At 57.4% G+C, this 20,693-nt stretch carries 22 protein-coding genes; 5 read left to right on the top strand and 17 right to left on the bottom strand.

The features are described from left to right. Nucleotides 1-419 precede the first annotated feature (419 nt). Together pdxA and uvrA are read left to right on the top strand one after the other, a co-directional pair. Nucleotides 420-1,469 (top strand): 4-hydroxythreonine-4-phosphate dehydrogenase PdxA, encoded by a 1,050-nt coding sequence (gene pdxA / locus GN111_RS33305; RefSeq protein WP_155307864.1) that lies wholly within the window; start codon nt 420-422, stop codon nt 1,467-1,469. Between the two features lie 7 nt (nt 1,470-1,476). Then, a complete protein-coding gene (gene uvrA / locus GN111_RS33300; RefSeq protein ID WP_269433806.1) occupies nt 1,477-4,323 on the top strand; it encodes an excinuclease ABC subunit UvrA in 2,847 nt (948 codons plus the stop codon). Between the two features lie 94 nt (nt 4,324-4,417). On the opposite strand, the gene atpE is transcribed toward uvrA, so the two are convergent. The 17 genes from atpE to GN111_RS33215 form a co-directional block, all read right to left on the bottom strand. Beyond that, nucleotides 4,418-4,699, bottom strand: a complete 282-nt coding sequence (gene atpE / locus GN111_RS33295) for an ATP synthase F0 subunit C (protein ID WP_155307863.1) — start codon at nt 4,697-4,699, stop codon at nt 4,418-4,420. Nucleotides 4,700-4,820: 121 nt separating this feature from the next. Further along, entirely contained in the window at nt 4,821-5,510 is a 690-nt protein-coding gene (atpB, locus tag GN111_RS33290; RefSeq protein WP_155307862.1) for a F0F1 ATP synthase subunit A, read from the bottom strand. A 2-nt stretch (nt 5,511-5,512) separates the two neighbouring features. After that, nucleotides 5,513-5,929, bottom strand: coding sequence for an ATP synthase subunit I (locus tag GN111_RS33285; protein WP_231715630.1), 417 nt, complete (start codon nt 5,927-5,929; stop codon nt 5,513-5,515). Further along, nucleotides 5,926-6,144, bottom strand: a complete 219-nt coding sequence (locus GN111_RS33280) for an AtpZ/AtpI family protein (RefSeq protein ID WP_155307861.1) — start codon at nt 6,142-6,144, stop codon at nt 5,926-5,928. Before GN111_RS33280 ends, GN111_RS33285 begins: the two co-directional genes overlap by 4 nt. A 120-nt stretch (nt 6,145-6,264) precedes the next feature. Then, nucleotides 6,265-7,062: a dihydroorotate dehydrogenase electron transfer subunit gene (locus GN111_RS33275; RefSeq protein WP_155307860.1), complete on the bottom strand. Its 798-nt coding sequence runs from the start codon at nt 7,060-7,062 to the stop codon at nt 6,265-6,267. Next, nucleotides 7,059-7,847, bottom strand: coding sequence for a peptidoglycan editing factor PgeF (gene pgeF, locus GN111_RS33270; protein ID WP_155307859.1), 789 nt, complete (start codon nt 7,845-7,847; stop codon nt 7,059-7,061). The genes GN111_RS33275 and pgeF overlap by 4 nt, the downstream gene beginning before the upstream one ends. 177 nt (nt 7,848-8,024) lie before the next feature. Further along, a complete protein-coding gene (locus GN111_RS33265; protein WP_170302580.1) occupies nt 8,025-8,807 on the bottom strand; it encodes a ComF family protein in 783 nt (260 codons plus the stop codon). A 26-nt stretch (nt 8,808-8,833) separates the two neighbouring features. Next, nucleotides 8,834-10,057 carry an isocitrate dehydrogenase (NADP(+)) gene (gene icd, locus GN111_RS33260; RefSeq protein ID WP_155307857.1) on the bottom strand — a complete coding sequence of 408 codons (1,224 nt, stop codon included), beginning with the start codon at nt 10,055-10,057 and terminating at the stop codon, nt 8,834-8,836. A gap of 65 nt (nt 10,058-10,122) precedes the next feature. Further along, on the bottom strand, nt 10,123-10,893 hold the full coding sequence (rlmB, locus tag GN111_RS33255) for a 23S rRNA (guanosine(2251)-2'-O)-methyltransferase RlmB (protein WP_155307856.1): 771 nt from the start codon (nt 10,891-10,893) through the stop codon (nt 10,123-10,125). Between the two features lies 1 nt (nt 10,894). Beyond that, a complete protein-coding gene (gene gmk / locus GN111_RS33250; RefSeq protein ID WP_155307855.1) occupies nt 10,895-11,485 on the bottom strand; it encodes a guanylate kinase in 591 nt (196 codons plus the stop codon). Nucleotides 11,486-11,490: 5 nt separating this feature from the next. Continuing rightward, entirely contained in the window at nt 11,491-11,745 is a 255-nt protein-coding gene (locus GN111_RS33245) for a DUF370 domain-containing protein (RefSeq protein WP_155307854.1), read from the bottom strand. A 178-nt stretch (nt 11,746-11,923) separates the two neighbouring features. Beyond that, nucleotides 11,924-12,805, bottom strand: a complete 882-nt coding sequence (locus GN111_RS33240; RefSeq protein ID WP_155307853.1) for a YicC/YloC family endoribonuclease — start codon at nt 12,803-12,805, stop codon at nt 11,924-11,926. A gap of 48 nt (nt 12,806-12,853) precedes the next feature. Then, a complete protein-coding gene (locus GN111_RS33235; protein WP_155307852.1) occupies nt 12,854-13,411 on the bottom strand; it encodes a DUF4416 family protein in 558 nt (185 codons plus the stop codon). A gap of 136 nt (nt 13,412-13,547) precedes the next feature. Beyond that, nucleotides 13,548-13,733 carry a Trm112 family protein gene (locus tag GN111_RS33230; protein ID WP_155307851.1) on the bottom strand — a complete coding sequence of 62 codons (186 nt, stop codon included), beginning with the start codon at nt 13,731-13,733 and terminating at the stop codon, nt 13,548-13,550. After that, on the bottom strand, nt 13,730-15,211 hold the full coding sequence (gene hldE / locus GN111_RS33225) for a bifunctional D-glycero-beta-D-manno-heptose-7-phosphate kinase/D-glycero-beta-D-manno-heptose 1-phosphate adenylyltransferase HldE (RefSeq protein WP_155307850.1): 1,482 nt from the start codon (nt 15,209-15,211) through the stop codon (nt 13,730-13,732). The genes GN111_RS33230 and hldE overlap by 4 nt, the downstream gene beginning before the upstream one ends. Next, the gene (gene gmhA / locus GN111_RS33220; RefSeq protein ID WP_155307849.1) at nt 15,208-15,792 is read right to left on the bottom strand and encodes a D-sedoheptulose 7-phosphate isomerase; all 585 of its coding nucleotides are present in this window, start codon (nt 15,790-15,792) and stop codon (nt 15,208-15,210) included. The genes hldE and gmhA overlap by 4 nt, the downstream gene beginning before the upstream one ends. Before the next feature lie 144 nt (nt 15,793-15,936). After that, the gene (locus tag GN111_RS33215; RefSeq protein ID WP_155307848.1) at nt 15,937-16,890 is read right to left on the bottom strand and encodes a GSU2086 family protein; all 954 of its coding nucleotides are present in this window, start codon (nt 16,888-16,890) and stop codon (nt 15,937-15,939) included. A gap of 250 nt (nt 16,891-17,140) precedes the next feature. Between GN111_RS33215 and GN111_RS33210 the strand changes: the two genes are divergently transcribed. The 3 genes from GN111_RS33210 to GN111_RS33200 all read left to right on the top strand — a co-directional run bounded on the left by GN111_RS33210 (nt 17,141) and on the right by GN111_RS33200 (nt 20,686). Continuing rightward, nucleotides 17,141-18,907: an ABC transporter ATP-binding protein gene (locus tag GN111_RS33210; protein WP_331457699.1), complete on the top strand. Its 1,767-nt coding sequence runs from the start codon at nt 17,141-17,143 to the stop codon at nt 18,905-18,907. Beyond that, nucleotides 18,897-19,676, top strand: coding sequence for a glycosyltransferase family 2 protein (locus GN111_RS33205; RefSeq protein ID WP_170302579.1), 780 nt, complete (start codon nt 18,897-18,899; stop codon nt 19,674-19,676). The genes GN111_RS33210 and GN111_RS33205 overlap by 11 nt, the downstream gene beginning before the upstream one ends. 86 nt (nt 19,677-19,762) lie before the next feature. Then, on the top strand, nt 19,763-20,686 hold the full coding sequence (locus GN111_RS33200; RefSeq protein ID WP_155307845.1) for a glycosyltransferase family 2 protein: 924 nt from the start codon (nt 19,763-19,765) through the stop codon (nt 20,684-20,686). The last annotated feature ends 7 nt before the right edge of the window (nt 20,687-20,693 follow it).

Raw genomic sequence — 20,693 nt, 5'->3', positions numbered from 1 at the left:
AGATTTTCAGAAAGGCAGCCGCAAGGATCGGCGACTGGAAAGTTACTTACATGAAGGTATGCTTGCGAGTCAACGCGGATGATCTGCGGTTTGCCAGAGAACTAACACAATCCTCATAAAGGTTTTTTTTAATTATTTTTACAGCAAGTTATCATCTCTACCGTAAGCAACTGCTTCGAAATACAAGGTTTTTCAGCCCCGTTGGTTTCTATAAGCATTTTAAACAGATCGAGAGTTATCAACAATGATTCGATATAATAGTGAACTTTGTTTTTCTCCATTTAGCTCTATTTTTTTCGTATTTTCGTTTTTTTTGATTTTATTTTACAAAGACGCGTCGGCTGAGTATGATAGGCCCCGTATGGTGATCGCCCATAAGCCGTCAACCCGAATCCGGTCCGTATTTGATTGTTCGCCCAATGAATGACAACCTTCCGATAGTCGCCGTCACAATGGGGGATCCGGTGGGCATCGGCCCCGAGATCGTCGCCAAAGCACTGTGCGAGCCATGCGTATCCCGACTCTGCCGGCCGATCGTTTATGGCAATGCCGTTCGATTGATCAAAGGGGCCCGTTGCGCTGGTGCAAAAATCGATTTCGTTGCGGTTCCTTCTGTCAATGAAGCGCGCCGGAGCCATGCCGATGTTGCCGTGATCGATCCGGGTCGCTCCAATGATGCGGCCGGGTTGGACTGGGCCCGGCCCACGGCTGCATGCGGCCTGGCCATGTTCGCCTATCTCAATGCCGCCATCGACGACGCCATGGCCGGCAAGGTTGACGCCATCGCCACCGGCCCGATCAATAAAGCGGCGTTGCATATGGCCGGCATTGCCTACGCGGGTCATACGGAAATTCTGGCGCACCGCACCCAGACACGCAACTATGCCATGATGCTGGCCGGCGACCGGCTTAAAGTCGTGTTGGCCACCATTCATGTGCCGCTGGCCCGGGTTCCCGAAATTCTTGCGACGTCGACGATCCTGAAGGTCATCGAACTGACCGGCCACGATCTCAAAACCCGTTTTGGAATTTCTGACGCCCGCATCGCCGTGGCCGGCCTCAACCCGCATGCAGGAGAAAACGGGCTCTTTGGCGACGAAGAGGAGAAAATCATCCGACCGGCCATCGACCAGGCGATCTCCCGGGGGATCGACGCCAGTGGCCCCCATCCGCCAGACACCGTTTTTTTCTCGGCGTCGCGGGGGGCTTACGATGCCGTGATCGCCATGTACCACGATCAGGGGCTGGGACCTTTTAAAATGATCCATTTCAACGACGGTGTCAACACGACCCTGGGGCTGCCCATCGTGCGGACGTCGGTGGATCACGGTACCGCCTACGACATTGCCGGTACGGGCCGGGCCTCGGCCGAAAGCATGGTGGCAGCCATCGCCATGGCGGCAAAACAGGCTGAATGGTTGCGCCGCCATCGTTCCTACATCGCTGAATCCAATTCTCTTCGATCCTGAAAAATCCGTGAACCGACCCGATACCATTACCATTGAAGGGGCCAGGCAACACAACCTGAAGAACATCAGTCTGATGCTGCCGCGCAACCGACTGGTGGTAATCAGCGGCCTGTCCGGTTCCGGAAAATCTACCCTGGCCTTCGACACCCTCTATGCCGAAGGCCAGCGCCGCTATGTGGAATCGCTGTCCACCTACGCCCGGCAATTTCTGGAGCGGCTTGAAAAGCCCGATGTAGACCTGATCGAAGGCCTCTCTCCGGCCATTGCCATCGAACAGAAAACGGCCGCCCATAACCCCCGCTCCACGGTGGGCACGGTCACGGAAATTTATGATTTTTTGCGCCTGCTCTACGCCAGAGCCGGCATCGCCCACTGTTATCAATGCGGCCGGCCGATCATCTCCCAAACCATAGACGAGATGGTAACTGCGGTCCTGCAGCGACCCGAAGGTTCGCGGCTTTTAATTCTCTCCCCGCTTTCCACGAAATCAATGGAAAGCCCGGAGGACCTGTTGAAGCCGTTGAGAAAAGACGGGTTCGCCCGCATTCGCATCGATGGCAGTATCCGGGAACTGGAGGCCGTCGGCACCATTTCCGACCTGCCCTCCCGGAAAATCGAGGTGGTCGTCGATCGGCTGATTCTCAAAGAGGGCATCCGCAACCGCCTGGCCGATTCCATGGAACTGGCCCTGGCCAGATCCGGTGGGCGGGTTGAGGTTGCATTCGTTGGCCGGCGCCCGCACGAGGTGCTCGAAACGTTGCAATTCAGCGAAATCGCAATGTGTGTCCATTGCCAGGTCGGCTACCCGGAGTTGACGCCGGCAAGTTTTTCCTTCAACTCTCCCAACGGCGCCTGCCCGCACTGTGACGGGCTGGGAATCACCCGGGATTTCTCCATCCGTAAAATCGTCCCCAACGCCGAGCTTTCGCTGCGGGAAGGTGCCGTTTCCTTCTGGGCCCATCGCCATTCCGTGGCATTCATGACGTTTCTCGAGGAGCTGACCGCTTTTTATGAAACAGATATCTACACCCCATACAAGGATCTTCCCGAGGCCTTTCAGCGCGCGCTGATGTATGGTTCGGGCGATCAACAAATCCCATTCACCCCCTTTGAAAAGCAAAACGGTCAAAAACGTCCAAAACCCTTTGAAGGCATCATTGCGCAGTTACGCACACGCCTGAACCAGGCGGCAACGACCGCGGAAAAAAACAGTATAAGCCGCTTCATGGCCGAACTGGCATGTCCTCATTGCGAGGGTTCGCGACTTCGAAGAGAAAGCCGGCACATCCGGATTGGCGGATATTCTATTGACGCGTTGGGTTCGCAGCCCATCAGCCGGCTCCAGGAATTTTTCTCCACGTACCGGCCCCATGGCAAACGGGGATTGATTGCCGCCAAAATCGTCAAGGAGATCGGTGCACGGCTGAAATTTCTCGGTGATGTCGGCCTTTCTTATCTCACATTGAACCGTCCGGCTCACACCCTTTCGGGCGGAGAGAGCCAGCGCATCCGCCTGGCCACCCAGATCGGCTCCAAACTGACCGGCGTACTTTACGTGCTGGACGAACCCAGCATCGGACTGCACCAGCGGGACAACCAGCGGCTGTTGGAAACACTGATGAACATGCGCGACATGGGCAACAGCGTCCTGGTCGTGGAGCATGACGAGGAGACGATACTGGCTGCCGATCATGTGGTGGATATGGGTCCGGGTGCCGGAGTCGACGGCGGCGAAATCGTCTTTCAGGGGCCGCCGGATAAACTTGTGGCCGACGAGTACTCCCTTACCGGCAAATATCTCTCCGGGCGCCTTCGCATCGAGGTTCCGTCCCAACGCAGGACAGCCGGGCAAGGCGAAATTCGGATAACCGGCGCCTGCCAGAACAATTTAAAAGACATCGAAGTAGGCTTCCCGCTGGGGGCATTCATCGCTGTCACCGGTGTGTCAGGATCCGGCAAATCAACGCTGGTCATCGAAACCTTGTACCGGGCCGCCATTCGCCATTTGCAACAGCTCAATCAAAGCGCCGGCCGCTATGAAGAAATCGCCGGCCTCGAAAAAATCAACAAGGTCATCGATATCGACCAGTCCCCTATCGGCAAGACCCCGCGTTCGAACCCCGCCACCTACACCGGCCTGTTCGCTCCCATACGCGAGCTTTTCAGCCGTACCCCGGAGGCACGGATGCGCGGTTACAAGCCGGGACGTTTCAGTTTCAATATTCGTGGCGGACGCTGTGAAGCCTGCGAGGGGGACGGCATCGTCCGCATCGAAATGCATTTTCTGCCTGATATCCATGTCCCCTGTGATATCTGCAAAGGAAAGCGCTACAACCGGGAAACTCTGGAGATCCGCTACAAGGGAAAAACCATCGCGGATGTTCTGGAAATGACCGTGGATCAGGGCCTGGCTTTGTTTCGGAACATCGAAGCGATTCGAAGCAAACTCCAAACTCTGGCGGATGTTGGGCTCGGATACGTTCCCATGGGCCAGTCCGCCACCACCCTCTCCGGCGGCGAAGCTCAACGCATCAAGCTGGCACGGGAACTGAGCAAGCGTGACACCGGCCGCACCCTGTACATTCTCGACGAACCCACCACGGGACTTCATCCCGACGATATCCGCAAACTCCTCGATGTGTTGACGCGACTGGTCGATGCCGGCAATACGGTGGTGGTCATCGAGCACAACCTGGATGTCATCAAAACCGCTGATCACATTATCGATCTGGGACCCGAGGGCGGCGATGCAGGCGGGTATATAATCGCCACCGGAACGCCGGAATCCATTTGCCGGGTGGCCGAATCCCACACCGGCAGATATTTGCAGCGGATCTTGGGAGAAGGGAAATAAACACCAGTGGGGATTGCCTGACAGGCGGACTTACGAAAAAAAAGGGTGACTGCCATGAGCAGTCACCCTTTTTTAGGTCAAACTGGTACGAAAATCAGTGCGCGAACAGCCCGGCAATGGCGCCGGCCTGGGGATGCGCGTAGATCAGGATCAGAGCGACGACGAGTGCGTAAATACACAGAGACTCGATCATGGCCAGACCGATCAGCATGGTCACGGTGACTTTACCGGAAGATTCGGGATTGCGGGCAATGCCTTCAACGGCGGACTTGAGGCCGAGGCCCTGTCCGATACCGCAACCGAAAGCGGCGATAGCAATACCAAAACCAGCGGCGGTCACACATGCGATAAAAAACTGTAATGCTTGAGCTTCCATATCCTTAACTACCTCCTTTGAAAGATTGATAATTAGGGCTTCTTCCAGTTACCCCAAAACCATTAGAAAAGAGTCGGCGCGCTTTCACTCGCGCCGACGGTATTCCGACAAACCGTCTCCATCAATGGGCGTGTTCCATGGCCCCTGAGAAATAGATGATGGAGAGCAGAAAGAAAACGAATCCCTGTACGAATGCCACGAAGATACCCAGGGCCATGATCGGCAGCGGCGCGAAGAAAGCACCGGCCAGACCGAAGAGGATGGCCAGGACGATTTCGTGTCCCATCATGTTTCCAAAAAGACGGAAGGAGAGGGAGAGAATTCTCGCCAGGTGGCCGATGATTTCGATGATGAAAATCAGCGGAGCCATCCACCACACCGGGCCCATAAAGTGTTTGATATACTTGGCCCCGTGGTATTTGATACCGATCACGTGGGTGAATACGACCACAACGATGGCGCAGGACGCCGTGGTGTTGAGATTGGCGGTGGGCGGAAAAAATCCTGGAATGATGCCGATCAAGTTGCCGATAAAGATATAGAGAAAAATCGTAGCCGCCAGGGGAAAGAGCCAACGGCCCTCTTCACCGACGGTCTCCACCATGAACTCTTCGATTCCCGAGACGATCACTTCGAACAGGTTCTGAGCCTTTCCCGGCACCATGGAGATGGTTTTGGTGGCCAGGGCCCCGGCGATGATCAGAATTGCCATGAGAACCCAGGAGTAAACCACATGGGTGTAGGTGTGGGCAAAATGTCCCAGCCCGATCGCTTCAAAGATCTTCACGAAAAATAGATAGGGATGCTCCATCCTTAAACCGCCTCCTTGAAAAATAGTTTTTTGACCTCGATCATGGTCGCCAGGGTGATGCTGGCCACCACGACGGAAAGACCGACGAACAGACCGATGGGGTTCACCACCTGCTGGCGGATGAGTAAAAAGATGATCACGCCGCTGATGATGAATCGGATGTAGTATTTGACCAGAATTGCGTTGGGGGATGCCAGCCGCTTGGGTTGCAGCGCTTTTTTCAGGGTTTTGGCCAGAAGGTGGAAATTAACCGTGACAATGAGCCCGCCGAAAATCAGTCCGCGGGTAAAGGCCGGCGATGCCGCCAGCAGCCCGATCAGACTGATGGATACCAGAAGGATCCAGTTGGTCCGTGTAACGAATGTGAGAATGCGCTGCTGAATATTCACGGTAGTCGATGTTTCGCTGCTGCTGGTCACAATTTTCGGCTCTTTTTGATTGCCAGGCCGATGTTGCGGTATCCGGCGGCAATACCGAACCCCAGAAAAATGAGCGTCAACCACGGTGTGGTTTCAAAACGCCTGTCCAGATACACCCCGATTCCAAGCCCGATAAAGATGGAGAGCGATACCGAAAACCCCAGGCTCGAGTAAAAAGCCAGTTCCCGGATCCACTTGCGCGTCTCTTTTTTCATGGAATTCGACCCTTCTCCGACCGTTGGTACTGCGTCAGATCAGGTCATGATCGGAATACACGCCACTACCATAACCGGGGGGTTCAAGTCAATGTCAAAATACCGACGTTTACGACGCCGTCACCATTTCAGCCGGTGGGCATCGAACACCGGACCGTCCGTGCAGACATGCCGATAACGGGCATCATCGTCCCGAACTGCAACGGCGCACCCGAGGCAGGCCCCCATCCCGCAGGCCATCATGGCCTCGATGGACACCTGGCAGGCGATGTTGCGCTGAATGGCGATTTGAGCAACCGCTTTGAGCATTCCTTGCGGCCCGCAGGCGCAGATGAGATCCGCCGGTTCGGCGTCCAGGGCTTTTTCCAGGCTGCGGGTAACCACCCCGAGATTGCCCCGGCTGCCGTCATCGGTGGAGATGTCCAGCAAAAATCCGGGCAGATCGAACTCGGTCAGGCAGACCAGATCCTCTTTGCTTCGTCCGCCGACGAAAACCAGGCAGCGACGTAAAGGTTCCTCCTGCGCGAGCAGACGATGGGCCAGAAACCGAATGGGCGGCACACCGACGCCGCCGGCTACAAGAATCAGCCGACGGCACGTTTCGGGCACCAGAAAGGTATTACCCAGCGGGCCGATGACCGACAGCCGGTCGCCCACTTTGCAGCGGGATAGCCGGTCGGTGCCTTTACCCACCACCTTGAACAGGATTTCGATGCCGGCCACCCGATCCTGCTCATGAATCAGGCCCAACAGGGAAAAGGGCCGCCTCAGCAGTGGATCGACTTCCGATCCGATGCGCACCATGACGAACTGACCGGGTTTGGCCGAATCGAAGCCAGAGCTGCAAGCCAGTCCCAGGCGAAAATATCCCTGCGCCTCCGGCCGGTTCCACAACACGACGGTATCCTGTGCGATCATGACGCCTGTCCTTTACACGTCTCGTCCCAGCCGATCAGCGCTGCGAATCGACCGGTTTGCCTTGCCTTCCGGTAGGAAAAAAACAGGTGCGGGTTGCAGCGGGTGCAGATTCCGGCAGCATGGATATTCTCCCGGGCGATACCGGTCCGGTGCAGTTGATGCCGGCTGATCGCCCACAAATCGAAATGATGCCGCCCGACGCGAAACGGCCACAGCGAACGGGGAATCTCCTGCTCGTAATTGACAAACTCGGCGCAGCAGGGCCCTAACGAAGGCCCGATGGCCGCAACCATCCGTTCCGGTCTGCAATCGAATTCCGTGGCCATGCATGCCACCGTCCGGCCGATGATATCGGCCACATTACCTCGCCAGCCGCAATGAACGTTGGCCGCCACCCGCGCCTCGGGATCGGCCAGCATGACCGCCTGGCAGTCCGCCGTCTGGATCAGCAAGCGCACGCCCGGCACATCGGTAATCAGGGCGTCGGCCTCGTGCGGTAAGGTCTGGATCGTCTCCTTGGTGGCCAGCACGTCCCGGCGGATCGCCCGGATGGTGGTACCGTGATTCTGCCGCGTATAGATATGGATGCCGCCGGTCATCTTCTGCAGCCGATTACGATTGGCCGTGACCGCTTCGGGCGCGTCGCCCACCCCTGAACTTACATTCGATCCGTTAAAAGGGGGGGCGCTGGCACCGCCATTGCGCGCCATAACCGTATGAACCAGGCCGGTAATACGAGCAAGCGGCGCAAACTGAAACAGGTAGTTGTTCCCTTTTCTCAGCAAATACAATCGTTCACCGTATGCAACATGGACTATCTGTGCCCTTCCAGAAATAGGAAAATTTGGTCGAGATCGAGGCGCACGAAAAATTTTACCGCAGGCATATTTTGGGCATATTCCGAGGATAAGATTTTTCGAGCAACAAAGATATTGGGCAAATTGGCCATTTCTGGACGGGCACTATGCCCGCGCCAGGGTTAGAACATCCACCCGCTTGGCCCCGTCTTTTAAAAGCGCGGTTGCACAGGCTTCCGCCGTAGCGCCGGTCGTCAGCACATCATCTACCAACAAGACTCGTTTGCCGACACTTTCTCCAGGCCGGCTCACACCGAAGGCATTCTTGATATTGATACGCCGCTGGCGCCGGTCCAGGCCGGTCTGAGGCGGTGTGGGCCGGTTTCTTGCCAGCAGATCGCGCACCATGACCACTTCACCGGACAGCGGCCAAGCCTTGACCAACAATAAAGCCTGATTGAAGCCCCGCCGGCGGAATCGGCGCCGGTGCAAGGGGACCGGTGCAATCAGGTCGATATCGCCATCCAACCAATAGTGCCGGTAGGTCGCATAGAGCAGCCTGCCCAAAGGATTTGCCAGATGGGTGTGCCCTTTGAATTTGAGCGCCTGGATGGCAAGCTGCAGCGTGCCGTCATAAGCGCCAGCCGCCCGCGCCCGGGTAAAGGTCCCGGGTCGCTCCAGGCAGCGTCCGCAGAAATGGTCCGGCCCTACGCGGCTTTTAAATACCATACCGCAGCGCGAGCACAAGGGCGATGCCACCGCGGTCCACTGGCCGCTGCAAACCGGGCAAAAATAATCGGCCAGGGCGCGACCGGCATCCGACTTCTCGCTTCCATCCTCCTTGGCCCGGGCCGCCTGACGGTGAAAAAGCTGTCTGCACCCCAAGCATCGGGCCGGAAACAAGGCATTGGCCATCGCGGCCAGCAGCGGTTTCACTAAAAACGGCATTGCCTCAGCGCCCGGTATTCCCAGTCCTACTGCATCTGCGCCACAATAGCGGCGGCAAACTCGGAACATTTCACCTCTTGGGCACCCTCGATCTGGCGGGCCAGGTCGTAGGTCACCCGCCGGGCCTTGATGGCCGCCTGGACCGCAGCGCGAACCGCCGTACCCGCCTCTTTCCAGCCCATATAATCCAGCATCATGGCCCCGGACAGGATCAGGGAACCGGGGTTGACCTTGTCCATACCGGCATATTTCGGGGCGGTGCCGTGGGTCGCTTCGAATACTGCGCAGCGGTCCCCGATATTGGCTCCGGGCGCCATGCCCAGCCCGCCCACCTGGGCGGCCAGGGCGTCGGACAGGTAATCGCCGTTGAGATTGGGCGTAGCGATAACGCCGTATTCGTCGGGCCTGAGCAGAACCTGCTGGAAAAGCATATCGGCGATACGATCCTTGATCACGATTTTTCCCGCGGGCACCTTTCCATCGAAATCTTCCCAGAGCCGCGCCTCGCTGACGGTCCGGTCGCCGAAACGCTCCTCGGCAACCTGGTAGCCCCACTTGGCAAAGGCCCCTTCGGTGTATTTCATGATGTTGCCCTTGTGCATCAAGGTCACGCTGGAAAAACCGTTTTCCAGGGCATGCGCGATGGCACTGGCCACCAGGCGCTTTGTGTTGGCCGGACTGATGGGTTTGATCCCGATGCCCGATTCGGGCGGCAGATCGACGCCCATGGCCGTCTTCATGAAATCGGCCACCTGGTCGGCTTCCGGGGTTCCCGACTCCCATTCGATGCCCGCATAAAGGTCTTCGGTGTTTTCCCGGAAAACGACCATGTCGATTTTCTCCGGGTGTTTCATGGGGCTGGGGACCGTTTCGATGTAGCGCACCGGCCGAACGCAGGCGTACAGGTCCAGCTTCTGTCGGATGGCCACGTTGAGGCTGCGAATGCCTTTGCCGATAGGCGTCGTCAGCGGCCCCTTGATGGCCACCACATTTTCCTCGATAGCCGCCAGGGCCCCTTCGGGCAGGTAACTACCGGTTTTCTCGTATCCTTTTTCGCCCACCGGAAGCTCCTGCCATTCGATCCGCCGCCGGCCGGCATAGGCCTTTTCCACGGCCGCATCGATGACCATCCGGGTGGCCCGCCAGATATCAGGCCCGATTCCGTCGCCCTCGATAAAGGGAATGACGGGACTGTCCGGCACATTATGGCTGCCGTCGGCGTTTTTCGTTATCTTCTTTGCGTTTGCCATGCAATTTCCTCCTCGCAGGTAAAAAATGAACCGATCCTATGAAAACGGTTTGGATGTCAGGGCGGCTATCCCAACCGGCGCTGGCGCAAGGCTTCGTATAGTACCACGGCTGCCGCCGCCGATGCATTCAGCGAGTCCACGCGCCCACACAGCGGAATCGAAACCAAGAAATCGCAGTACTCTCGCACCAGCCGCCGCAGCCCCCTGCCCTCTCCTCCGATCACCAGGGCCAACGGACCTTTCAAATCGGCCTCGAAGAGAGACTGCTTTCCTTTCATATCCAATCCGGCCACCCAGAAGCTCTTTTTCTTCAGCCATTGAATGGTTCCCGTCAGGTTGGTCACCCGGCACAGGCGGGTATGTTCCAGGGCGCCGGCGGAGACTTTGGAAACCACCGTCGTCGGTCCCGCGGCCCGGTCTTTGGGAACGACCAGGGCATCGGCCCCGGCGCAATGGGCCGTGCGGACGATGGCCCCCAGGTTGTTGGGGTCTACGATGCCGTCCAGCAGCACCAGAAGCGGGCTCTTGGCGTTCGACGCAGCGTCGGCCACGACGGCTTTTACACTATCGTTGGGCAGTAGAGATGCCAAAGCCGCGATCCCCTGGTGCTGATCGCTGCCGCAGGCCGACCGGATCTGTTCGGGCGTTTGACGGTTCCAGGCAATGCCCTGCTTTTGGGCAAGCTGGATCGCCTCTGCCTGGCGCTCGGAAAGCGTATCCCGGTCCACGATCACGGAGTGGATCTTTCGCCGGCCGGCGTTCAGGGCTTCGATCACCGGGTGAAAACCGAACAGGACCTCCCGGGAAGGCTGCGGGACCTTTCGTTTGGCGGCCATATCAGTCGGCCCCGCCGCTTAAAATGTCGACAAACCGCTCGATGGCCGCATCCAGGTCGTCATTGACCACCACGTGCCGGTATAAATCCCGGCAATCCATTTCGGCCCGGGCGTTTTTCATGCGCAGTTCGATCACCTCGGGGCTGTCCAGACCCCTTGCGTTCAGCCTCTGGCGAAGCACCGCCATGGAGGGCGCGGCGATGAAAATCGTATCCGCCTCCGGATAGCGTTGCAGAATCTGTCGGGCACCCTGGACGTCGATATCCAGCAGCACATCGCGACCGGCCTGCAGGTGGTCGTCGAGAAATTGCGCGGAAGTACCGTAGTAGTTGTCATGTACCCGAGCCCATTCCGCCCAAAGCCCGCGTTCGATGCCCGCGCGAAATTGCGCTTCGGAGACGAAAAAATAGTCCTGTCCGTCAACTTCACCTTTGCGGGGCCGACGGGTGGTGGAACTTACCGAATAGACCAGATGGGGCAGTTTCTCGCGTGCCGCCCTGCATAACGTGGTTTTCCCAGCCCCTGAAGGGGCGGAAACCACGAAGAGCCGGCCTTTTTTCTGTGCCTGACGATGATCCTGTTGCGCTGCCAAACCGCTCACTTTTCCGATTTCAAGTCCTCGAAACGCTGGGAAACCGTTTCGAACTGAATCGCCGATAAAAAGATGTGGTTGCTGTCCATGACGATAATGGCCCGTGTACGGCGTCCCTGGGTGGCATCTACCAGTTGGCGCTCCTGGCGGGCTTCGTCCTTGAGTCGCTTCATGGGGGAAGAACTGGGCGAAACAATGGCCACCACCCGATCAGCCACCACCGTGTTACCGAATCCGATATTCAACAGTTTTTTTTCCATTTTCAAACCCTGGCCATTTCTGGATGCAAACCTCCGTAGTGCCCGTCCAGAAATAGGAAAATTTGGTCGAGATCGAGGCGCAAGAAAAATTTTACCGCAGACATATGGTTGATATTTCGAGGATAAAATTTTTCGCGCAACAAAGATATCGGGCAAAGTGGCCATTTCTGGATAGGCACTACTCCACGTTCTGGACCTGCTCCCTCAACTTCTCCAATTCCGATTTCACCGCCACGATCACATGGGACATGCCGGCCTTGCCGGATTTGGCGCCCATGGTGTTGAACTCCCGGTTGAACTCCTGAAGCAGAAAATTCAAGGGTCTTCCCGCCGGCGTGTCGTCTTCCATACGGGCTCTGAACTGTTGGATGTGGCTTTTCGCCCGGACGATCTCTTCGGAGATATCGCTGCGATCCGCGAGCAGGGCAGATTCCTGGGCAATGCGGGCTTCGTCGATCTCCACCAGGCCGTGGGTCAGCGCGTCGATGCGCTCTTTGAGCCGCTGCCGGTAGATATCCGGCAGGCCCGCGGCCTGGGATTCGATCTCATACAGCATCCGTTCAATGGCATCCAGACGCTGTTTGAAGTCCGCGGCCATATTGTCGCCTTCCACCCGCCGCATGGCATCCAACTGGTCCAGGGCGCTTTTCAGGCAATCTTGAACCTGGGGCCATACAGCTTCGCTATCCTTTTCCGTTTCCAGGGCCTGAACCATGCTGCCGCCGGCCAGGACGGTTTCCAGTCCGATGGCGCCTTCGATCCCCAGTTCCTCTTTCAATTGGGAAAGGGCGCGGTGATAGGCCTGCGCCCGGGGCAGATTGACGGCAAAGTCGATGCCGGCTTCCGATTCCTCCTGGATCTGCACCCGCATATCCACCCGGCCCCGGGCTACGGTTTCGGCGATGACGCTCCGGATGCGCTCCTCCAGTGGCTCGAAACCGTGGGTCAGCTTCAGGGCCACATCCAGATGGCGATTGTTGAAAGAACGCATTTCGATCCGCACACCGGTCGGACCGGTTTGAATTTCCGCCCGGGCATAGGCGGTCATACTCTTGATCATACAGGATACCTTTCCGCCGGCGGAACCAGGACTGACTTTTTCAATTCCTTAATCTCCCGATTCCGCAATTCGGGAATCCCCCATTTGTTTCAGATCCAGCATGTACTTATTCCGGACCAGGGTTAAAAAGTCAATCAGACATCGGTCGGCATAATCGGGGTAAGTCCAGGGCAGGGTGCGAAAGGCACCCTTCTGGTAAATCAGCGTCAGGTCCGCGTAAATCCGTTGGCCAATATAGATGCGATGGGTAAAATTCTTGCCGGTGGCCAGCACGAACCGTTCGGGAAGCAGGTAGCCGGGATCGATGTTCACCCGCCGTTTCCCTTTTTGCAGGTAGCGGGCCTCGATATCGTTGGTCATCCGCTTGATCGACGGCAGCCGGTCCTGCTCCATGAGTGTTTTGAAAACCACCAGGCGGCGGTTGAGCGAGGCCCCCATCTCCTTTTCGTAATAGGTGGTGAAGTCAAAGTCCAGCCAAGGGCTGACCATGTCAACAGGCCCCAACTGTACCTGCAGGGCCTGGACGATTTCCGCTGCCAGATCCCGCTCCTTTAAAAAAAAGCCGACAATCGGTTTTGCCGGTTTGGGGGGTTGGGGCTTACTCATGGCTATCCAAATCGTGTCCGTCCAGAAATAGGCAAATTTGGTCGAGATCAAGGCGTCCAAAACATTTATCCGCAGATATATAGTTAATATTCCGAGGAATAAATGTTGAGCGCAACGCAGGTATCGGGCAAATTGGTCATTTCTGGATGGGCACGGACAGGGGTTTGGCCTCATCTATCAACATAATGGGAATATCGTCACGAATCTCGTAAACCAATCGGCAGGCTTCGCAAATCAGCCCATCTTCAGCCTCGTTGAGATGAATCTCGCCTTTGCATTTCGGACAGGCGAGAATTTCCAGCAATTCCTGATTAATCGTCATGGGGTACCTCTATTGGTTTCGGAAATTTTGCGGGCGATGGCAGTGGTGCTGTGGCCTTCCAGGATCTCCACCAGCCGAACCCGCCCGCCGTAGGATTCAACAAGATCCCTGCCGACCACATCTTCGATGCGATAGTCGGCGCCTTTAACCAGAATATCGGGTTTGAGCCGGTCGATGAGATTCAAAGGGGTATCCTCATCGAAAAAGACCACCATGTCGACATCCTCGAGAGCACTGAGGATCGCCGCCCGATCCGCTCCGGGTAGGATGGGCCGCTGCGGCCCCTTGAGTCGTTGAATGGATGCGTCCGTATTCAGACCCACGACGAGGCGGTCCCCCAGTTTACGGGCCTGGTGCAGCAAACTGACATGGCCGGGATGCAGCAGGTCGAAGCAGCCGTTGGTAAACACGATCCGTTGGTCGGCCTGCCGCCAGCGGGTGAGCCGCGAGACAGCCTCTTGCCTATCTGAAACCTTCCACGAAGTGGATGCCGGCTCGCTGCGGCGGTCATCTTGCAGTACCGTTTCCAGTTCCGGCCACTTCACCGGCTGGGTTCCCAGCTTGCCGACCACGATCCCCGCGGCCACATTGGCCACGGCGGCTGCGTCGCCGAAGGTCATTTTGGCTGCGACGCAGGCGGCGAAGGTGGCGATAACGGTGTCCCCGGCGCCGGACACATCAAAGACCTCCCGCGACCGGGCGGCGATCATGAGGGGATCATCCAACTGGCCGAACAGGGCCATCCCCCTGGGGCCCCGGGTGACCAGCAGCCAGTCCAGCTCCAGTTGCTTGCGGACCCTCCCAGCGGCCGGGATAAGGTCTTCCCGGGCCTTGACCGGGGCATCGGCCACCAGTTCAAGCTCGGCGGTATTGGGGGTGATGCAGGTTGCTCCGGCGTAGCGCTGCCAGTCCCTTCCCTTGGGATCGACGAAAACAGGCAGCCCCTGTTTCCGGCAGGCGGTAATCAACTGCTGCACGAGCGTCCCGGAGGTAAACATTCCCTTGCCGTAGTCGGATAAAACAACGGCGTCCACCCGATCCAGCATACTATCGGCGAATTCGAAAAGGCGATGGGCAACGGCGTCATCGATGGCGCGGCCGTCCTCTTCGTCCAGGCGTACGACCTGCTGTTTGCTGGCCATGATGCGGGTTTTGGTGATGGTCGGTCGCCCGGTGTCGTCCAGGCAGCCGCTTGCGACCCCCATTGCCGCCAGCATGTTGCGGATCCGCTCCGCGGCCTCGTCCCGGCCGATCAGACCGATGACGGTGGCGTTGCAGCCCAGGCCGGCAAGGTTGGCGGCCACATTGCCGGCGCCTCCCAATTGAAAGGTCTTTTCCTTCACCCGGACCACAGGTACCGGCGCTTCCGGCGAAATCCGATGCACCTCGCCCCAATAGTAGCAGTCCAGCATCAGATCGCCGATCACGAGAATCCTGGCCTGCTTCAGCCGGGGACCTAAATCTTCGAAATCGGTCATGAAGCGGACTCCCGGTTTTCCCCATCGCCGATCAGGCCGCGTTCGATGAGCCCGGCCCAATAATGCAAAATGAAAATGTGGGCCTCCTGGATCCTGGCCGTGGTGTCGTTTTCCACGACGATGGCCCGATCCACGAGTTCCTTCAACACACCGCCGTCTTTTCCCAACAGGCCGATCGTCGGCATGGACATGCCGCGGGCACATTGTACGGCCCGCACCACATTTTCCGATCCGCCGGAGGTGGAGATGCCGATAAGGATATCCCCGGGCCGTCCCAGGCCCTCTACCTGGCGGGCAAATACCTCATCGTAGCCGTAGTCGTTGCCCACGGCAGTCAAAATGGAGGTATCCGTGGACAGGGCCACCGCCGGGTAGGCCCGGCGCTCTTTTTCGAAACGGCCCACGATTTCGGCGGCAAAATGCTGGGCGTCGCTGGCGCTGCCGCCGTTGCCGCAGATCATCAGCTTGCCGCCGCCGAGCAAACATTGCAGCATGGCAGCACCCGCATTTTCCAGTCCAGATGCCATGGATTTGAGACCTTGCAAACAGCGGATGTGGGCGTCGATCATGGTATCGAGCATTTTATGGTCATGCGCTCCTTGGTTTGGATTACCCCCCCCGGCGTGCGGGACAAAATAAGTAAATTAACATAAACCGCGACGACTTGCAGCCCTTTTATCCGTCTTACCGAATGATCGGAGCGGGAAGCGGTGCCGGGGCAGGCGTCAGGAACCGGCTGCCGCGAACTCGCAAATCGTTGCCGCCAACAGGGGGATCATGATTTCATGGTGGCCGGTAATGGCGTAGCCGCTGCCGCCGGACAGCACCGGTCTTTGTACCACGTTGACGCCGGGACGGTAATGCTGGATCATGTCGAAATTGGCGGTGGTGAACCCCTTCACCGGAGAGCCCAGATTGCGGGCCACCGCCAGGGCCTTGAGAAAAACCTCCGGCATGATCACCGCACTGCCGAAATTGATCACCACGCCCCCGTCGCCCAGCCGGGAAACGGTGGATGCAAAGATGCGAAAATCCCTCAGCGACGCCTCGCCGATAGCCGCCCCGCTGGCCGTGGGATGCTGGTGAACGATGTCGGTGCCTAATGCCACGTGCAGGGTATAGGGGATATTCAATTCATAAGCCCGGGCGATCAGCGCCCGCTGGAGATGGGGGGCATTCTCTTCGACCAGCAGGGCCCCTACCGCTTCCCCGAAACCTTCGTTGCCGGCAGCGGCCCGCCTGGCCGCGTCGTTGACCAGTTTGGCGGTATCCGCGGCCATGCCGAAAGAACCGTCTTCGAGCTGTGCGGCGACATCCTCCGAGGTGTGCCCGAAACGAGCCAGCTCCGTGTCGTGAATGGCCGCCGAGCCGTTGGAGGCCAGATGGGTAATGAATCCGTCGTCCGCCAGGCCGGCCAGCACCGGGGCGCAGCCGGTCTTGATGACGTGGCCGCCGAACATGGCGATCACCGGTTTGTCCGCCTGCCGGGCCTGTACCACAGCTTTTGCGACCGCTTTCAGGTCGTCGGCCTTCAGGACGGCCGGCAATGAATCGAGGAAACCGGCAACGCTGAGCCCGCACTTTTGCCGTTTTCCCTCGAGCGTTGTCGTCACTTTGGAGGCCCTTGTCAAAGCCTGATAGGTTTTAACTGATGTAAGATCGATCTCTTTATGGGGCATCGTTGTCTTCCGTATTTCGACGACTTGAATCCAAACCGCCGTGTCCATGAACCTCTTGGCTGTCAGCTATGAGCAGTTCATATATATAACGCCATGGACGGAATGGCAACGCTCCGATACGTTCCAACGGGATGTCTTTTTTCACAAGGACATGGCTTCTATTTTTTTGCACGGCGTTTACAAAACCGCTTGCATGGGTTATTTAGCTGCCATCCTAATTAAATGCGAAGAATGCGATAGGAAACCGAGCGTGAACGCTATTTTCAATTTTGAGATAAAGGATCGACATCGGCGCATCCTGGCCTTGGTCCGGAAAAACAGCGGCCGGTTAGTGATGGCAGCCATCTGCAGCCTGATGGTTTCCGGCGCCACTACCGCCATGGGATACCTGATCAAACCGGTCATCGACGACATCTTCGTTAACCGGAACACCACCGGGCTGGTTCTGCTTCCTTTGGTGGTGATTGTCGTCTTTTTGATCAACGGGTTGGGGCGCTACGGCCAGGATTATTTCATGAATTATGTCGGCGAGGACATCATCCGTCGACTGCGCAACATGCTTTACGACCGGATTCAGGATCTCTCCCTGGCCTTCTTTCAAAAGGAGCGCACGGGCACCCTCATGTCCCGCATCACCAACGATGTGAACATCCTTAAAGCTATGGTGTCCACAGCGGTCACCAGTTCGGTCCGGGACGCGGCAACCATCGTCGGCCTTACAGCGGTGATTTTTTACCAGAACTGGCGTATGGCCATCATCGCTTTTTTTATCTTGCCAGTGGCCTTCTGGCCGATCTTTATCCTGGGTCGCAAAGTCCGGCGGGTAAGCACCGGCTGTCAGGAGGCCATGGCCGACCTGAGTGCATTTTTACACGAAACCTTCGCCGGCAACAAGATCGTCAAGGCCTTCGGCATGGAGCCCCATGAAAAGCGTCGGTTTTTCGAAAGGACAGACCGGCTTTTCAAACTGGAAATCAAGGGGGTCATCGTACGGGCGCTTTCGTCACCGATCATGGAATTTTTCGGCGGGCTGGGCATCGCCTTTGTGATCTGGTACGGCGGATCGGAAGTGATCGACGGCAAAACCACGCCGGGTACCTTCATGAGCTTCTTGGCCTGTGTGCTTCTGTTGTACGATCCGGTCAAAAAGCTGAGTAACTTGAATAACTCCATTCAGCAGGGTATGGCCGCCGCCGATCGGGTTTTCGACATCATCGAGACGCGATCCGAGATAAAGGATCCTGCCACACCGGCAGAGATCGCCGCGACCCCCCATGACCTGACTTTGGAAAAGGTTCGTTTCAGCTATGGCGAGCAGGATGTGCTCAAAGACATTGATCTGACCGTCAAGCGTGGACAGGCCCTGGCGCTGGTGGGCATGAGCGGCGGCGGCAAGAGCACCCTGGCCAATCTGATTCCCCGATTTTTCGATGTCACCGGCGGCCGCATCTGCATCGACGGCATCGACATCCGCCAGTTTTCCATTGCCGATCTGCGCCGCCAAATCTCCATCGTAACCCAGGAACCCATCCTGTTCAATGAAACGGTGCGCGACAACATCGCCTACGGCAATCCCGATGCCAGCGAAGATCAGATTGTTGCCGCGGCCAAGGCGGCTTTTGCCCATGACTTCATTCTGCGTTTTCCCAAGGGGTACGATACCATGATCGGGGAACTGGGCGGCCGGTTGTCCGGGGGTGAAAAACAGCGATTATGCATCGCCCGGGCATTGATCAAAGATGCACCCATCCTCATTTTAGACGAAGCCACCTCGTCTTTGGATTCCGAAGCCGAAGCGGTGGTTCAAAAGGCATTGGAAAACTTGATGATCGGCAGAACGACGGTGGTGATCGCCCATCGGTTGTCCACCATCGCGGGAGCAGACCGGATCGCCGTCATCGTATCCGGCAGAATCGTCGAGCAGGGCACCCACGAATCCCTGTTGGCCGCAAAGGGAGAATACGCCAAGCTCTATGCCACACAATTTTCCACAAACAGCAGGGCCGATGAAAGCTGAAATCAGCATCGTGGTCATTGCCTGCAACGAAGCCGACCGCATCGGCCATCTGCTGGAACACGCCAATTTCGCCGACGAGGTCATTGTTGTAGATTCGGGCAGTACCGACGCTACTGTGGCACTGTGCGAAGCCGCCGGCGCCCGGGTGATCCACCACGACTGGATGGGATACGCCGATCAGAAGCAGTTTGCCATGGAGCAGGCCAAAGGCCAATGGATTCTCAATCTGGACGCGGATGAATTCGTACCGGAGGAACTGGCTGCGGAAATCCAAAAGGCCCTGGCGTCGGCCGCATCCGAAACGGCAGGTTTTTCCATGCCGAGACTTTCTTACTATCTCGGCCGCTGGATCCGCCATGGCGGCTGGTATCCCGATCGCAAGATTCGCCTCGTACGCAAAGGTGCCGGCAGCTGGGTCGGCGACGGCCTGCATGAAAAATTGATGGTGGACGGATCGGTTGAAGCCCTCTCCGCAGCGCTGCGTCATCTGGTTTACCGCAATATTTCCGACCACGTTACAACGGCCAATCGGTTTTCCGATGTATACGTCAAGAGTCGGGGCGGGGCCGGCCCACTTTTCCTGTTGAGCGGGATTCCCCATACCCTGGGAAAATTTCTGGAATGTTACTTGTGGAAGCGAGGATTCCTGGACGGATGGCCGGGTCTGATCATCGCCATGATTTCTTCGGGCTACATCTTCTTAAAACATGCCAAAGCCTGGGAAGCGGCACAAAACTTTACCGATTACCCGCCCTCGCCGGAGCACTGATAGACAGCCTGGAAGGCAGACAACGCTGCATAAACCAATGGCAGCGGAACCATACCGGTCTTTAATCAAAGACCGAAGCGGATAAAATGATGGTTGAGTTCGACCTCTCTTTTGTCATTGTCAACTGGAACACGCGCGACCTGCTTTGCCAGTGTATTCATGCGATCCATCGCAACGTCGTTGACCAGCGGTACGAAATCATTCTGGTGGACAACGCCTCCTCTGACGGGTCCGTCGAAGCGGTTCGACGGCAGTTCCCCGAGGTCCGTTGCATCGTCAACCGGGAGAACAGAGGGTTCGGGGCCGCCAACAATCAGGCCTTCGCCGTCATGCAGGGGCGCTACGCCGTGTTGATCAACACCGATGCCGAACTGCTCGAAGGTGCCGCGGACCGCCTGCATACCTTCATGGAAACACACCCGGATGCAGGTATGGCCTGCGGGCAGTTGCTCAATGCGGACGGCTCCAGGCAGAATTCCTTTGCCAATTTTCCGACCTTGCTCTCGCTGGCGGTCAACGAGTCGGTGTTGAGAATGATCTGCCCACGCCGCTTTCCAAGCAAATACCAGACATACACACAACCGATAGAGGTCGAATCCTGTATCGGTGCCTGCATGATTGTCAGGAAAACGGCTATGGATGCGGCCGGTGTTTTGGACGAGCGCTATTTTTTTTTCATGGAAGAAACCGACTGGGCCTTGTCGTTCAAACGTGCGGGCTGGCGTTCTTATTTCATCCCTGACGCCAGGATCTATCACTACCAGGGGCAAAGCGCCGGAAGCGGCGCATCCTCGCGTATCATGTTTTATCGCTCGCGCTATCAGTTCATTCGCAAATGGCATCCGCGTATCTATCCCATCTACCATGGGATTATCGGGTTGCGCCTTTTGGTGGGCGCATTGCTGAACCTGCTGGCAACCCTGTTCACCGCTGGTATGCATAAAGCGACGCGGCTGCGCTGTATCCGTTACCTTAAAATCGTGTGGTGGCATGTCAACGGATGCCCCTGACTCGGAA

Source organism: Desulfosarcina widdelii (assembly GCF_009688965.1).
Taxonomy (GTDB): domain Bacteria; phylum Desulfobacterota; class Desulfobacteria; order Desulfobacterales; family Desulfosarcinaceae; genus Desulfosarcina; species Desulfosarcina widdelii.
This window is presented reverse-complemented; position numbering and strand designations above follow the sequence as displayed.